The organism is Agrobacterium sp. 22-214-1, assembly GCF_053522465.1.
In genome coordinates, this window is the sequence record NZ_JBNWCK010000001.1 from 1,106,040 (window position 1) to 1,119,743 (window position 13,704).

Annotated in this window: 18 protein-coding genes and 1 riboswitch; of the genes, 6 read left to right on the plus strand and 12 right to left on the minus strand. The window is 61.9% G+C overall.

Annotated features, from left to right (window positions below; all coding sequences use genetic code 11):
- The first annotated feature begins 1 nt into the window (after position 1).
- Positions 2-568, plus strand: a complete 567-nt coding sequence (locus tag ACQZ5G_RS05605; protein WP_448737462.1) for a type 1 glutamine amidotransferase family protein — start codon at positions 2-4, stop codon at positions 566-568.
- A gap of 192 nt (positions 569-760) precedes the next feature.
- Here ACQZ5G_RS05605 and ACQZ5G_RS05610 read toward each other — a convergent pair whose 3' ends face one another.
- The 6 genes from ACQZ5G_RS05610 to ACQZ5G_RS05635 form a co-directional block, all read right to left on the minus strand.
- Positions 761-1,075, minus strand: a complete 315-nt coding sequence (locus ACQZ5G_RS05610) for a hypothetical protein (RefSeq protein ID WP_448737461.1) — start codon at positions 1,073-1,075, stop codon at positions 761-763.
- A 4-nt stretch (positions 1,076-1,079) separates the two neighbouring features.
- Positions 1,080-1,790, minus strand: coding sequence for a CbtA family protein (locus ACQZ5G_RS05615; RefSeq protein WP_448737460.1), 711 nt, complete (start codon positions 1,788-1,790; stop codon positions 1,080-1,082).
- 10 nt (positions 1,791-1,800) lie between these two features.
- Positions 1,801-1,983, minus strand: a complete 183-nt coding sequence (locus tag ACQZ5G_RS05620) for a CbtB domain-containing protein (protein ID WP_003522264.1) — start codon at positions 1,981-1,983, stop codon at positions 1,801-1,803.
- Positions 1,984-2,144: 161 nt separating this feature from the next.
- Positions 2,145-2,380, minus strand: a riboswitch (cobalamin riboswitch).
- Positions 2,381-2,427: 47 nt separating this feature from the next.
- A complete protein-coding gene (locus ACQZ5G_RS05625; protein ID WP_020810770.1) occupies positions 2,428-3,348 on the minus strand; it encodes a c-type cytochrome in 921 nt (306 codons plus the stop codon).
- Positions 3,349-3,438: 90 nt separating this feature from the next.
- A complete protein-coding gene (locus tag ACQZ5G_RS05630) occupies positions 3,439-3,873 on the minus strand; it encodes a c-type cytochrome (RefSeq protein ID WP_003522262.1) in 435 nt (144 codons plus the stop codon).
- A gap of 118 nt (positions 3,874-3,991) precedes the next feature.
- Entirely contained in the window at positions 3,992-4,621 is a 630-nt protein-coding gene (locus tag ACQZ5G_RS05635; protein ID WP_003522261.1) for a LysE family translocator, read from the minus strand.
- A gap of 133 nt (positions 4,622-4,754) precedes the next feature.
- On the opposite strand from ACQZ5G_RS05635, the gene ACQZ5G_RS05640 reads away from it, so the two are divergent.
- On the plus strand, positions 4,755-5,465 hold the full coding sequence (locus ACQZ5G_RS05640; RefSeq protein ID WP_448737459.1) for a helix-turn-helix transcriptional regulator: 711 nt from the start codon (positions 4,755-4,757) through the stop codon (positions 5,463-5,465).
- Here the strand turns inward: ACQZ5G_RS05640 and ACQZ5G_RS05645 are convergent.
- Positions 5,454-6,299, minus strand: a complete 846-nt coding sequence (locus tag ACQZ5G_RS05645; protein WP_448737458.1) for a metallophosphoesterase — start codon at positions 6,297-6,299, stop codon at positions 5,454-5,456. The genes ACQZ5G_RS05640 and ACQZ5G_RS05645 overlap by 12 nt on opposite strands.
- Before the next feature lie 265 nt (positions 6,300-6,564).
- Positions 6,565-7,167: a superoxide dismutase gene (locus ACQZ5G_RS05650; RefSeq protein WP_448737457.1), complete on the minus strand. Its 603-nt coding sequence runs from the start codon at positions 7,165-7,167 to the stop codon at positions 6,565-6,567.
- Between the two features lie 220 nt (positions 7,168-7,387).
- On the opposite strand from ACQZ5G_RS05650, the gene ACQZ5G_RS05655 reads away from it, so the two are divergent.
- Entirely contained in the window at positions 7,388-7,750 is a 363-nt protein-coding gene (locus ACQZ5G_RS05655; RefSeq protein ID WP_174022228.1) for a hypothetical protein, read from the plus strand.
- Between the two features lie 4 nt (positions 7,751-7,754).
- Here the strand turns inward: ACQZ5G_RS05655 and ACQZ5G_RS05660 are convergent, their stop codons facing one another.
- Positions 7,755-8,297, minus strand: a complete 543-nt coding sequence (locus tag ACQZ5G_RS05660; RefSeq protein WP_035239208.1) for a GNAT family N-acetyltransferase — start codon at positions 8,295-8,297, stop codon at positions 7,755-7,757.
- A 96-nt stretch (positions 8,298-8,393) separates the two neighbouring features.
- Here ACQZ5G_RS05660 and ACQZ5G_RS05665 point away from each other — a divergent pair, with 96 nt between their 5' ends.
- Positions 8,394-9,281, plus strand: coding sequence for a LysR family transcriptional regulator (locus tag ACQZ5G_RS05665; protein WP_448737456.1), 888 nt, complete (start codon positions 8,394-8,396; stop codon positions 9,279-9,281).
- Between the two features lie 114 nt (positions 9,282-9,395).
- Here the strand turns inward: ACQZ5G_RS05665 and ACQZ5G_RS05670 are convergent, their stop codons facing one another.
- Complete coding sequence (locus tag ACQZ5G_RS05670) at positions 9,396-10,277, minus strand: branched-chain amino acid aminotransferase (protein WP_059753963.1); 882 nt, start codon at positions 10,275-10,277, stop codon at positions 9,396-9,398.
- Positions 10,278-10,615: 338 nt separating this feature from the next.
- On the opposite strand from ACQZ5G_RS05670, the gene tam reads away from it, so the two are divergent.
- Positions 10,616-11,386 carry a trans-aconitate 2-methyltransferase gene (gene tam, locus ACQZ5G_RS05675; RefSeq protein WP_020813098.1) on the plus strand — a complete coding sequence of 257 codons (771 nt, stop codon included), beginning with the start codon at positions 10,616-10,618 and terminating at the stop codon, positions 11,384-11,386.
- A 2-nt stretch (positions 11,387-11,388) separates the two neighbouring features.
- On the opposite strand, the gene ACQZ5G_RS05680 is transcribed toward tam, so the two are convergent.
- Together ACQZ5G_RS05680 and ACQZ5G_RS05685 are read right to left on the minus strand one after the other, a co-directional pair.
- Positions 11,389-11,757: a VOC family protein gene (locus ACQZ5G_RS05680; protein WP_448737455.1), complete on the minus strand. Its 369-nt coding sequence runs from the start codon at positions 11,755-11,757 to the stop codon at positions 11,389-11,391.
- 48 nt (positions 11,758-11,805) lie between these two features.
- On the minus strand, positions 11,806-12,513 hold the full coding sequence (locus tag ACQZ5G_RS05685) for a helix-turn-helix transcriptional regulator (protein WP_448737604.1): 708 nt from the start codon (positions 12,511-12,513) through the stop codon (positions 11,806-11,808).
- A gap of 187 nt (positions 12,514-12,700) precedes the next feature.
- Here ACQZ5G_RS05685 and ACQZ5G_RS05690 point away from each other — a divergent pair, with 187 nt between their 5' ends.
- Positions 12,701-13,627, plus strand: a complete 927-nt coding sequence (locus tag ACQZ5G_RS05690; RefSeq protein ID WP_003522250.1) for a bestrophin family protein — start codon at positions 12,701-12,703, stop codon at positions 13,625-13,627.
- The last annotated feature ends 77 nt before the right edge of the window (positions 13,628-13,704 follow it).

Genomic DNA, 13,704 nt, shown 5'->3' on the forward strand with positions numbered 1-13,704 from the left:
CATGACACGGATCGCCATTGCGCTGGCGCAGGATTTTGCGGACTGGGAACCGGCGCTGCTTGCTGCCGCAGCGCGCAGCTATCTCGGCGTCGAGATCATCTATGCCACGCCCGATGGCCGGCCGGTAACGTCGATGGGCGGACTGAATGTGACGCCTGACACATCCTATGACGCGCTTGATCCCGCTGGTATCGATGCGCTTGTCATTCCCGGCGGCTTGAGCTGGGAAAAGGGAACGGCTGTCGATCTTGGCGGGCTGGTGCACCGGTTTCGCGACAGGAACCGGCTGGTAGCCGGCATCTGCGCGGCGGCGAGTGCGCTCGGCGGCACGGGCGTTCTGAACAACGTCGCCCATACCGGCAATTCGCTGGCGTCCCACAAGGCCTATGCCGTCTATAGCGGCGAGTCGCTCTACCGCGACCAGCCGAAAGCGGTCAGCGATCGCGGCATCGTCACCGCCGCCGGCAGCGCGCCGGTCAGTTTCGCTGTGGAAATTCTGAAACACCTCGGCCTCTTTGGTCCGGAAGCCGAGGCGGAACTTCAGGTTTTTGCGGCGGAGCATCGGTGAGGCGGACGCTGATAGTGTGGGCCACGTAAGCCCGCCCGCCCTCATTCCTGTGCTTGTCACAGGAATCTAGCCAGCCCAAGTCCTTGGGCTGAAACGACTCCATTCGTCACGCAGACGCGCGTCGGCTGGATTCCTGTGACAAGCACAGGAATGAGGTAGTGCAAAATACAAGCGTCCGGGCACCCTCACTCATCACCCCCGATCCAGCACCCGGCATACGCGCGCCGCGGGCTCCTCGCCCTTCCCGGCAATCGCACGGCGAATATCGCGGCTGTTCAGATGCAGGCTGCGGCCGGCGGGTAGATTTGCACGTTTGATCTTGGCAAGTGCCGCCGCCACAAAGGCGGCCTCATGGTCGTGGAAAAAGGCAAGAGCCGCCTCGCGTTCGGGATTCGGCCCCAGCACTGCCTTAAAGGCAAGGCGGTGCACGGCGCAGAAAGCGCCGTGACCGGGAACGGCAAAACGCAGCGCATCGAGTTCCTCACTCCATTCCGCTGCGTCCTGCATAGTCTCAGGCCGACTGGAAGCGCTTCAGGAAAAACGCGCTCAATATTCCGAGCAAAGCCCAGAAAACGAAGCTGGTCACGGTGGCGGCGACGATGAACTGACGCTCCAGCGGCAGCGGCGCCAGCGCATGTTCGCCTTCCGGCGGCAAGGGTGCGCCGACCACATGCGGTGCGACGATCAGCACCAGCGCCAATACGATGGCCCAGGGTTCGCGGCGGAATGCGATCAGTGCAATGCCGCCCGCGGTTGCGGCAACCGTCGCAAGCCACCAGATCTGCCGTGCCTCGAGCGCGGCAGCCGGGCTGCCCGGCAGTTCCGGCGGCAGGCCGATCATCGGAGCCAGCATGACGGCGGCAAAACCGGCAACGCCCCAAAGAAGGCCTTCGCGCCAGCCGCCATTCGTGCCACGCAGCGAAATGAGGCCGGTCAGCACCAGCGCATAACCGATGGCGGTCAGCACATTGGCGGCGACGGTATAGGCGGTGCGCTCGAAGCCATCGGCCGGAGCCCAGGCCTCGTCATTGTGCTCATGGGCGGGAACGGCAGCACCGGGCGCCGTCGCATCATGGCTGTGGGGCGCTTCGCCGGCGCTTTCATAGGTTTCCGCCTGAAGGATGAGCGGCGTCGTGCCAAAAGCCTGCATGGCCGAGACGGCGAAACCGCCAAGAATGCCGACGAGAACGGCGGTAAAGACGATATTGCGAAAAGACGACATGCCGTTCCCCTCAATGGCAGGGGAAGGCATTGGCATGACGCGTGTCATGCGCTGCGTTATGAACGGCCTCCACATGGGAAAAGCCGACAAAACCGACAACGAACAGGCCAAGCACGATCGCCGTCAGCGATTGCGCGAAGCTGGTTGTTTTTGCGGAAACGGCGGCGTTGGCCGTATTCTGGTTGATGGACATGGTGACCCCTCTCCGGCGCGACCCCGCGCCTTTGGACGCGGCCGGACGGCGAATGGCCGTCGAGCCGCTACGATACACTTCACCACGGGGATACGAGACTGACACAGGGAGGCGTCGATCCCACCACCCTGAAATTCCGCTCTTCCGGACACCCCGCCGGCATGGATATTTCCGCGATGGCAGGTCTCCTGGCTTACGGGTCAAAACCTGAAACACCTTCCCGGCGTCACCCTCTCTGGAAACCTTCGGTTCCCAGCGAGATGGCTTGCCAGTGGCATTTCGTTTCAGGCTCTCCGCTCACAGTTGCGGGGGCAGCCACGAATGAGGATTTCTCCCTATCGTGTTCCCTTTTCACCTTCCGGAACGCCCGGAAGGAACCATCACAGGATCGTTATCCGATGGGCGGGGTCGGGAGTCAATGGGCGTGCACACCCTCGGGGCACCCTATCGCGACGGTATGGCCTTCAGATAGGCGGCAATCGCATCGCGGTCTTCAGGCGTCAGATGCGCCATGTTCTGCTGCACCTTGACCATGGAGCCGCCGACGCTGTCGAATTCCGGGGTGAAGCCGTTTTCCAGATAGCTGGCAATATCGGCCTCGGCCCAGCTGCCGATGCTTTGCGAGCCGGGGGTAATGTCGGGAATGCGGCCCTCGCCTTCCGGGTTGGGACCGCCGGCCAGCCACTTGTCTTTTACGAAACCGCCAAGCGCATTGCGCGGCGTGTGGCATTCGCCGCAATGGCCCGGCCCTTCCACCAGATATTGGCCGCGCAGCAATTCGGCATTGGCATTGGCAAGCTCCACGCGGGGCCGCGCCGAGGGGTCGAAATAAAGGAATTTCCAGCCGCCCAGCGCCATGCGCAGATTGAAGGGGAACGGCAACTCGTGATCCGGCGCATCGTTCTGGCTGGCCGGCAGGGCTTTCAGATAACCGAAGAGATCGTTGATGTCCTTCTGCGTCATGCGGGCATAGGAGGCATAGGGAAAGGACGGGTAGAGATGTTCGCCGTTCCTGCCCACACCGCGCGTCATCGCATCGCCGAATTCAGCCAGCGTCCAGCCGCCGATGCCATGCTGCGGATCGGAGGAAATATTGGGGACATGGAAGGTGCCGAAGGGGCTTTTCAGCGCCTGCCCGCCCGAAAGCGTCAACAGCGCCTCACCTTTCGCATCGGGTGCGGCATGGCAGCTTGCGCAGCCGCCCGCCCAGAACAGCGTTTCGCCATTGGCCAGATCCGGTTCGCCCAGGCTGACCCAGTGGCTGGGCGCCTGCCGCTGAGGCGCCGTAACCCAGGCGAATATGCCGTAGCCCGCAATGGCCGCGACGACGGCCCCGCCCGCGAGTTTCGTCCAGATGGAGGACATGCCCCTCTCCCCATTCTCACCTGACCCGGTCAGATGTCTTTCGTGCCTGAGAAAACGCCGCCGGGAAGCGGCGTTTCCAAAGTGCTGCGATTATTTCTTCAGACGGTAGGTCTGGTGGCAGGTGCCGCAATCGGCGCCGAGCGTCTTCATGGCGGTGGCGACGCCCGCCTGATCGGTGGGGAGATTGGCGAGAACCATGTCCGCATCCGTGCCGAGCTTGGCGGCCTTGGCCTTGAAGTCGTCGAAATTTTCCCAGATGGCGGGGGCAGCGGCGCTGCCGGTCTCGGTGCCGGCGGGGAACTGGTCCGGGAAAGCCTTCGCGTTGGTGCCGATGGTGGTTACGGCAGTCTTGACGGTATCGGCGTCGAAGGGCTTTTCGCCCTTGGAGATGGCGGCGAGCGAACCCATCGCCCCACCGATCTGCTTCATCATGCCTTCACGTTTTTCGACTTCGCCGGCAGCGTAGACCGCTCCGGCGCAAAGACAGCCGAACAGCATGGCCGCGGTGATGGTTTTCAGTTTCATGCAACTCTCCTTGATTCCGGCCGGGACACCGGGCGCTATATGGAACGGCGCGAGGATGCCCTTTCCGGATGGCGAAAAGAAGTCACATTGCGGTGAATTCCATCGTGAAAACAGAAGCCTAAGACAGGGCCTCCCACAGTGTCAGGAGCGCTGCGGCAATCAGCATGAAACCGGCGGCGCGGCCGATGAAGATCGTGGCGGCGGGCGAAGAAACCAGCCATGCCCGACTTTTATCCGCCGTCAGCGCCAGCGCGCCGTAAACCGTGAACTGCGTGACCGCCACCATCGCGCCCATCACCAGCCCCTGCATCCAGATCGGACCATAGGCCGGTTTGAGGAATTGCGGATAGATTGCCATCATGAACAGATAGGCCTTCGGATTGGAAAGGCAGGTCAACACCGCCCGCCAGAAGGCTTTTCTGACAGAAGCGCTCGCCTGCGCCTCGTCGCCGTTCACGACAATCGCGCTGCGCATCAGGCCGATGCCGATCCAGATCATATAGGCGGCGCCGAAAACCAGAAGCGGCAGGAACAGCGACGGCATCCAGGCGGCCAACATGCCGACGCCCAGGGCGCCGTAAAGCGAATGCACGATGCCGCCGGCGCTCATGCCGCTTGCAGCGGAAAGGCCGGTTCTCTTGCCGCCCGTCAGCGCGCTTGCCAGCACGAACAGCATATCCATGCCCGGCAGGATGATGATGCCGAACAGGACCAGAAAGAAAAGCCAGAGATTTTCGGCGTAACTCATGTCAGTATCTCCCAAAACGGTTCACGACACATTCGGGAAATCCCATGTTTCTCAATGTGTTTCTCCGTTTATAGGAAAAGCCAACTGACAGCGTTGTGTCAGTTGCGTGGGGAAATCCACCGGGAAAACGGCAATGCGCAAGGCGTCGAGACTGTTCGAGATCATCCAGATCCTGCGGGTGGCGCGCAGGCCTGTCACCGCGCAGACGATTGCCGAGGTGCTGGAGGTGACGGTGCGCTCGGTCTATCGCGACATAGCAGCGCTTCAGACCATGCGCGTGCCTATCGAAGGGGAACGCGGCGTGGGTTACATCCTGCGTCCCGGCTTCAACCTGCCGCCGCTGATGTTTTCCATCGAAGAGACGGAGGCGATCGTGCTGGCGCTCGCCATGGTCGCCCGCACCGGCGATAGCGAGTTGCGGCAGGCGGCAAGGCAGGTCAGCGACAAGATCGCCGCCTCCCTGCCCGAACCCCTGTCGAAAACCCTCTCTGCCAATGCCCTGCATGCCTGGGGCAGCATCGCGCCCTCCCCCGCCGGCGTCGATCTTGCAACGGTCAGGCGGGCGGTGCGCGACGAGGAGAAGCTGGAGATCACCTATCGCGATGAAGCCGGCGCGCAAACGCAGCGGCGGGTTCGGCCGATTGCGGTGATCTATTATTCGGAGACGGTGAATATCGTCGCCTGGTGCGAATTGCGGCAGGCGATTCGCAATTTCCGCTCGGACCGGGTGCTGAGCTGCGAAACGACCGGCAGCTTCTTCAAGCTGGAAGGCGAAAAGCTGCGGCAATTGTGGATGAGCGGCTGGCAGAGCAACCAGCCGCCAATCCCCGACTCACAGCCGTAAAAGGCGATTCTCCTCGCGCTCGAAACCGCGAATAACGATCCGGTCGGCAAAGACATCGGCAATCGCGAAGGTGTTCTGGTCGGGCGTATCGACCATGCCCTTGAAGTTCACGAAATGGGTATTGCCCAGCACACCGTAATTGCCCTCGTGATTATGGCCATTGAACCACGCGACGACCGAGGGGTGGGAGCCGAGGAGCTCAAGGATACGCGGCGCGTCCCACATGTTGTGGGCGTTTTCCGGGTAAACAGGATAGTGGCAGAGAACGATCACTTTTTCGCCTGCCGCATCCGCCTTTTGCAGAACGGCCCGCAGCCATTCGAACTGCTCGTCGCTGAGCGAGGCGTTCCAGTCCTGCGCATTGATTGCACCCGCATCCGCCAGGCGCTTCAACCGATCTGCGGCAAGCACCCGACGCGGATCGCCGGGCGGCGGGGCGAAAAGGCTGACCTCGTTGCCATCAAGCACGACGAAACGGACGTCACCGATGGAAAAATCATACCAGGGGGCGGACATGCCGAGGCGGGCGTGGATAACCGGCAAATGCTCGGCGGCGACGGCGAAATCGTGATTGCCCGGCAGCAGCACCGAGCGGTGGCGAAGCCCGTCATAAACGGCAAGGATCGCATCGAAGTTTTCGAAGCCGCGGTCGATGATATCGCCGAGCGTCACGACGAAGGCCAGCTCCTCGCGGTTGAAGGCATCGACAGCGTCTGCGAGCTTTTTCGGGCTCTCGGCGTAATGACGGCCCATCTCGGGGCGCGGATCGGCATCGGCATATTGGGGATCGGCGACAATGCCGAAGGAGAAGAGAGGCGTGGTTTTTTCAGTCATGATGCGCCGCGATAAACCCCACGGATGACAGGCTTGTGACAATAAAATCCGACAGGCCGCATCGCCATATCACAAATGCAAAACACCCGGCTTGAAGCCGGGCGTCTCAAGTACGTGGATATTTCCTCTGTCGTCATGCTCGGGCCTGTCCCGAGCATCTGCCACGTCGCGTTTTGAGACACGGAGCAGATCCCCGGCACAAGGCCGAGGATGACGTCGCGCGGGAGGAGGCTGCTTCGATCAGCAACCACGCGTTCCGCAAGCCTTACTTGGCGGCGGCTTCGTAACGCTCCAGGACGTAATCCCAGTTGATGAGGTTGTCGACGAAGGCTTCGAGGTACTTCGGACGCAGGTTACGATAGTCGATGTAGTAGGAATGTTCCCAGACATCGACGCCGAGGATGGGATCGGCACCGTGAACCAGCGGGTTTTCGCCGTTCGGGGTCTTGGAGATTTCGAGCTTGCCGTTCTTGACGGAAACCCATGCCCAGCCGGAGCCGAACTGCGTGGTGCCGGCAGCGATGAAATCGGCCTTGAACTTGTCGTAACCGCCAAGATCGGAGGCAAATGCCTGTTCGAGCTTGCCCGGCAGCTTGTTGCCGCCGCCGTCCTTCTTCAGCCACTTCCAGAAATGGACGTGGTTGTAATGCTGGGCAGCATTGTTGAAGAGACCGGCATTGGTGCCAAAGGACTTCTTCACGACTTCTTCGAGCGACAGGTCGGAAAGACCTGCTTCGGCCGCCAGCTTGTTGCCGTTGTCGACATATGCCTTGTGGTGCTTGTCGTGATGGAACTCGAGCGTCTCGCGCGACATGTAGGGTGCAAGCGCGTCGTAGTCGTAGGGGAGTTCGGGAAGTTCGAAGGCCATGGTTTTTACTCCTTTTTGCAGCGGGTTACCGCTCCTAGAAACCGTGTGAGCGGACCATAGGAGCGAACCTCTGTTTGGGCAACCTGCGAAATATCAAAATGTTCCGACAAAAGAGAAAATTCCTCTCCGTGCGGCCGCCACCACATTTGTTTCACAACCCTGGCGTACCGTTTTCCACCCTATCGGTTCGCTTTTGCCGAGATTGCAGGAAGGAAATTCCATGACCCGCCCGATCCCCCGCACCATCCTCCTCCTTGCGGCCTTCTCGTCGCTTACTCTCCCCGCCGCCGCATCGTCGGATGACGCCTGGAAGGAGTTCGTGGCGGATGTGCAGACGGCCTGCCTTGCCGGCGCCAAAGACATGATCGAGGACGCGAAGGCGGTGGTCGATCCCGTCGGCAGCGAGAATTACGGCCTCGCCATTCTCACCGGCAAGGCCAAACTCACCGGGAAGAGTGGGGGCGCGGATGCGACCGTCAGCCATATCTGCGTCTATGACAAGAAGACCAAGGCCGTGGAGCTGGGCAGCGAGCTTGCCGGCGATACGCTGAAGGTGGAAATTCCCGGCTCCACCAAGCCCTGATCGTTCAAAAGCGCGGCGTGGTGTCGCCCTCGCCCAGCGCACGCTGCATCAGCACCGTATCAAGCCATTGGCCATGTTTCCAGCCGATGGATTTGAAGGTGCCGACATGTTCGAAACCGGCGGCGCGGTGCACGCCGATCGAGGCGGCGTTGGCCGAATCGCCGATGACGGCGATCATCTGCCGGAAGCCGCCTGCCGTCGCCGCCTCGATCAACGCATCGAGCAGCTTGCGGCCGATGCCCATGCCCTTCATGGCCGGATCGATATAAACGGAATTCTCCACCGCCGCACCATAGGCCGGGCGCGGGCGATAGGCGCCGGCATAGGCATATCCGGCTATCTTTCCATCGCATTCGGCGACGAGATAGGGGTAATTGCCCTCCACCAGAAGGCGGCGGCGCTCGAGCATCGTCTCCGCGCTCGGCGGATCGATCTCGAAGCTCGCGCGGCCGTGCAGCACGGCGTCCCGGTAGATTTCGGCAATGGCTGGAATATCCGCCTCTTCGCAGGGGCGGATCGTAAGGCTGGAAACGGTGGAAAGGGTCATTCTCTTGTCCTGCGGATCATTCACGCCGTCATTGTGCATTGCGGCGCAGCCAAAATAAAGATTATCTGTCTTATACAAACGATAAGGTTTTCTTTGATGATGGACCTCGACCTGCGGCAGCTGCGCAGCTTCATGGATGTGGCCGATCTCGGCAGTTTTTCCGCCGCCGCCGACAAGGCGGGGCTGACGCAGCCAGCCATCAGCCTGCATATAAGGCTGCTTGAAAAACAGCTCGGCGTGCGGTTGATCGAAAGGGTCGGCAGGCGCGCGCAGCCGACGGCGGCGGGGCGCGATTTTCTCATCCATGCAAGGCGGATTGCGGAAGAAGTGGCGCATGCCATCGATACCGTAGCGCCGCATCGCAGCGGGGTGACGGGACGCCTTCGCATCGGCACCGGCGCCACCGCCTGCATCTATCTGCTGCCGCCGGTGCTGGGCAAAATCCGGCAGGCCATGCCCGGCATCGAGATCGTCGTGCAGACCGGCAATACCCACGATATCCTCCGGCTTCTGGAGGCCAATACCATCGATGCGGCGGTGGTGGCCCTGCCCGCCAGCGGCCGCAGCCTCGATATCAGCGATATCCATCTCGACGAGCTGGTCGCGGTTTTCCCGCAAGGCTCCATCTCTGACGCAACGGCGCTCAACGCCGAGACGCTTTCGGCGCGGCCGCTGCTGCTTTACGAGGGCGGCAATACGCGCCGGCTGGTGGATCAATGGTTTTCGGCAAGCGGCCGCACCGTGCAGCCCGCCATGGAACTGGGCAGTGTCGAGGCGATCAAGAAGCTCGCAGGTGCGGGCCTTGGCCTTGCCATCGTGCCGCGCATGGCGATGGAGTATGAAGGCGCGGCATCCGGGCTCGAATGGCGCTCGCTCGAACCGCCGCTGGAGCGCCGGATCGCGCTGGCGATGCGGCGCGACAAACATATGACCGCGCCGCTGCGGGCGCTTGCCGCTGCGCTGCCGGATGTGCGGAAACGGTGAGGCCCGCGCCAGCTTCAGGTGCGGGCCTCGACCCCGGATCTAGTCCGGGGTGACGAAGTGCGGATGCTAGTTCCTCACCATATCCAACCCTGGATTTATCTTCGAAACTCCGTTTTAAACATCCGCGCCGAGACGCGCCCAGTCCATGTAGAGATCGAGCGCCTTGCGGGCGACGGGGCCTGCCTGCAATTCGCGATCATCGAGCTTCACGACGGGCGAAACCTTGGAATAATTGCCGGAGCAGAAGATTTCATCGGCCTCGCGGAAATCCTCGACCGAAAGCGTCGCTTCGCGCACGTCGAAACCGGCCTGGCGCAGAAGGCCGATCACGCGCGAACGGGTGATGCCGGCAAGGAAAGTGCGGTTCGGAACCGGGGTAAGGACAACGCCGTCCTTGACCATGAAGATGTTGGCGGAGGCGGATTCGGCGACATTGCCGTTCATGTCGCGCATCAGGGCATTGTCGAAACCGCGCGAGCGTGCTTCCAGAATGGCGCGGCCGCTATTGGGATAGAGGCTGCCGGCCTTGGCATCGGTCATGGCGGTTTCCGGCGAAGGGCGGCGCAGCGGCGAAACGGTGAGCGTCAGCGGCTTGCCGGCATCCATCGGCGCTTCGAAAAGGCAAAGCGCAAACCGGGTGGAGCCGGCATCGGGCGCCACGACGCTGCCGGGCATGCCATGTTCGGCCCAGTACATCGGCTTGATGTAGATCGCCATCTTGCCGTCGAATTTCTTGACGCCTTCCAGCGCCAGGGACTCGATCTCCTCGGCCGTCATGGTTGGCTTCATGCCCATATTGACGGCGGAGCGATTGACGCGCTGGCAGTGCAGATCGAGATCGGGCGCGACGCCATCGAACCAGCGTGCGCCGTCAAACACCGTCGACGCCAGCCACATGGCATGCGAGGTCGGGCCGATGAGCGGCGGATTGCCGGGCAGCCATTGACCGTCAACATAGGTCCAGGTGGTTGATCGGGGTGCGGTATCGACGCTCATGGTGGTCTCCTGTCTCAAGCGTTTTCGTTCGGTAAAAACGCTCCGTCTTTTTTGTTCTGATGCATTGCCGGATGAAGAGCGCTGCGCGCGCTCAACGGGGCATGTTCTGGAAATCGGCGGGAGTGAATGCCTCTCCCCGGACGAGGTCAAGTTTTAATTGCAGCGATTTCTGATTTTGATGGAAAATAACAAAGCGATGGCCCCGTGAGCACGTTTTATGAGGCGAAACAAAAGGTTGATGAATAGATTCATCACAATAATTCATGCGTCGGATGATGGCGGCGCGATTTGCCCCATGCGATGCTGGCGATCTGACGGCATTTTGCAGGAGGAAAATCATGGCATGGTCCGCCCACCAATATCTGAAATTCGAAGACGAGCGGACGCGTCCCGCGCGTGATCTTCTGGCGCAGGTGCCGCTGGAGCGGGTGCTGAATGGCTATGACCTCGGCTGCGGCCCCGGCAATTCCACCGAGCTTCTGACCGACCGTTACGGCGTCAATGTCATTACCGGCATCGACAGCGATGACGACATGCTGGAAAAGGCGGCGGACCGGCTGCCGACCACGCGCTTCGGCAAGGCCGATCTTTCCCAGTGGAAGCCGGCGCAGAAGGCAGACCTGCTTTACGCCAATGCCGTGTTCCAATGGGTGCCGGATCATCTCACCGTTCTTTCGCAACTGATGGACCAGCTGGAAAGCGGCGGCGTTCTGGCCGTGCAGATGCCCGACAATCTGCAGGAGCCGACACATCGCGCCATGGAGGAGACCGGAGCGAACGGTTCCTGGAAGGACACGTTTGCAGATGGCAGGCTGCGCCGCAAACCCCTGCCCGCGCCTTCGGATTATTTCGATGCGCTGACGCCGAAATCCGCGCGGGTGGATGTGTGGCACACCATCTATAATCATCCGATGAAGGATGCGGAAAGCATCGTCGAATGGGTCAAGGGTACAGGCCTGCGCCCCTATCTCACCGCCGCCGGTGAGGAAAACCGCGAAGCCTTCCTCGCCGACTATACGCGGCGCATCACGGCGGCCTATCCGCCGATGGCGGACGGCCGCCTGCTTCTGCGCTTTCCCCGCCTTTTTGTGGTGGCGGTGAAGAAGTAGCTTCAGTCCGCGAAAGCATAGACCCTGAGGCGGTGGTTGTCGGGGTCGGCGGCGGTAAAGGTGTAGCCGAATTCCATGCCTGCCGGCTGCTGCAGCATGTCGATGCCCTTCGCCTTCCAATCCGCAAAAATCTCGTCCACCCGCGCATCGTTTTCAACGCGGAAGGCAAGCTCGCCGCCGCCGCCCGTGACGGATGCTTTCGGCTCCACGGTGTGCCGCGACCAGAGGCCGAGCTTCATGCCGTTCTGAAGCACGAAAAGCGAGAATGTCGGCGAGGCTTCGACCGGCTCCGCACCCAGCAGGGCCTTGTAAAATTCGGTGCTGGCCGGCGGGTTGTCGACGTAAAGGATGGTGAAATCGGGGTGGGTCATGGCTGTTCTCCTGTGTTGCGGATGAACGGTTTCTAGACCCCGCTGCTGTCAGTTTTTGTCAGCATGATGCCGCCGCCGCTGTTTTTCCCTTTCGCGCCATTCTTTCAGCAGCGCCTGGCGTCGGCGCGGATAACGGCTGTCGAGAGGGCGGAAATCTTCGATGCGGTCGGCCCGGAAACTGCGGTAGTCCTGCCGTGTCTCGCACCAGCCCAGCACCACCCGCACCAGATCGAAAAAGGCGAGCGCGAAGGGCCAGATCACCCGTTCCGTCACCTCTCCCTTTTCATCGCGATAGGTGATGACGACCCGGCTTTCCTTACGGATCGTATCGCGAATGGCGGCCAGATCGACATGGATGGCGGCAAGGCCCTGCCCCGGACCGACAAGCAGGGTGGAATGTTCGAGTTCCTCGCGCAGGGCATCGGGAAGCACGGCGCCGATCTTGACGAGCGCGGCGCGGGCGGCCTCCGCCAATCCCGCATCGGCGCGGCCAGCCACCCAGCGCGAGCCGAGAACCAGCGCCTCGATTTCCTGCTGCGAAAACATCAGCGGCGGCAACAGGAAACCGGGGCGCAGCACATAACCCACGCCCGCCTCGCCTTCGATATCAGCGCCCTGCGCCTGAAGCGTCGCTATGTCGCGGTAGAGCGTGCGCAGGCTGACGCCGGTTTGCGCGGCAAGCGCCGCGCCGCTGACCGGCATGCGGTGGGAGCGCAGTATCTGCAACAGATCGAGAAGCCGTTGTGAGCGTGACACGCGATATTCCCTTCCGCCCCATAGCCAGACCGTGGCGTTGACGATCCCGGCGATAGACGCGTAGCGCCGCCAGCCGCCGGGTGCAACCATGCAAAAAAGGGTGGACAAGGCCGCGTCGCCAGCATGTAGATAGGGTCAGGCTCTTTCACGCCCCTCCCATCCGCCACAGGCATTTCGAGTTTCCGCCATGATCGTTCGTCCAAAACCGAACCTGCTGCAGCTTTTCCTCATCGTGCGCGGCTCCATCATCGTCCGCATCTTTCCGCAGGTGCTTGCGGTTTTCCTGCTGTCGACGCTGGTTGTCTGGGCGCACAAGGACCGGCCGGATCTGGTGCAGGCGTTAAACGGCGCGCCTTTTTCGCTGCTCGGCATCGCGCTTTCGGTGTTTCTCGGTTTTCGCGCCAATGCCTGTTACGACCGCTGGTGGGAAGCCCGCAAGCAATGGGGTGCGCTGATTACCGTCGCCCGCGCGCTTTCACGCCAGAGCCTCATGCTCGACAGCCGGCAGGATGTCGCCGATCCCGTTACCCGCCGGCGGATTACCGATCTTGCCATCGCCTTCTGCCACGCGCTGGTTTCGCATCTGCGCCCCGGCGATGCAACCGCCACTGCGGCCAGCCTCGTTCCGGATGATCTCAGGGATATTTACGACCGCAGCCGCAACCGGCCGGACATGCTGCTGCGCGAAATATCCGGCGCCGTCGTCTCCGCCCATGGCAAGGGGCAGATCAGCGATATCCAGCTACAGATGCTGGATGCCACCGTGCAGCAGATGGGGGCCGCGCAGGCTTCGTGCGAGCGCATCCGCCAGACACCGGTTCCCTTCGGTTATTCGCTGCTGCTTCACCGCACCGCGCATCTGTTCTGCCTGCTGCTGCCGTTCGGTTTCACGGATCTGCTCGGCTGGGCCACGCCGTTTACCGCCACGCTCATCGCCTATACGTTCTTCGGTCTCGATGCGCTGTCCGACGAGCTGGAGGACCCCTTCGGCACCGGCCTCAATGCGCTGCCGATCAATTCGCTCGCCACCACCATCGAGATCAATCTGCGCGAGGCGATGGGCGAGACCGATCTGCCGGCCGATCCGCGCCCGGTGGATTACGTGCTGATGTGATATCGTCCCGCCGGGTTGAAACCGATCGCGCGGACACCAGTTAATGAAAGACGGCTTCCTACGCCCGGCATCCCGCG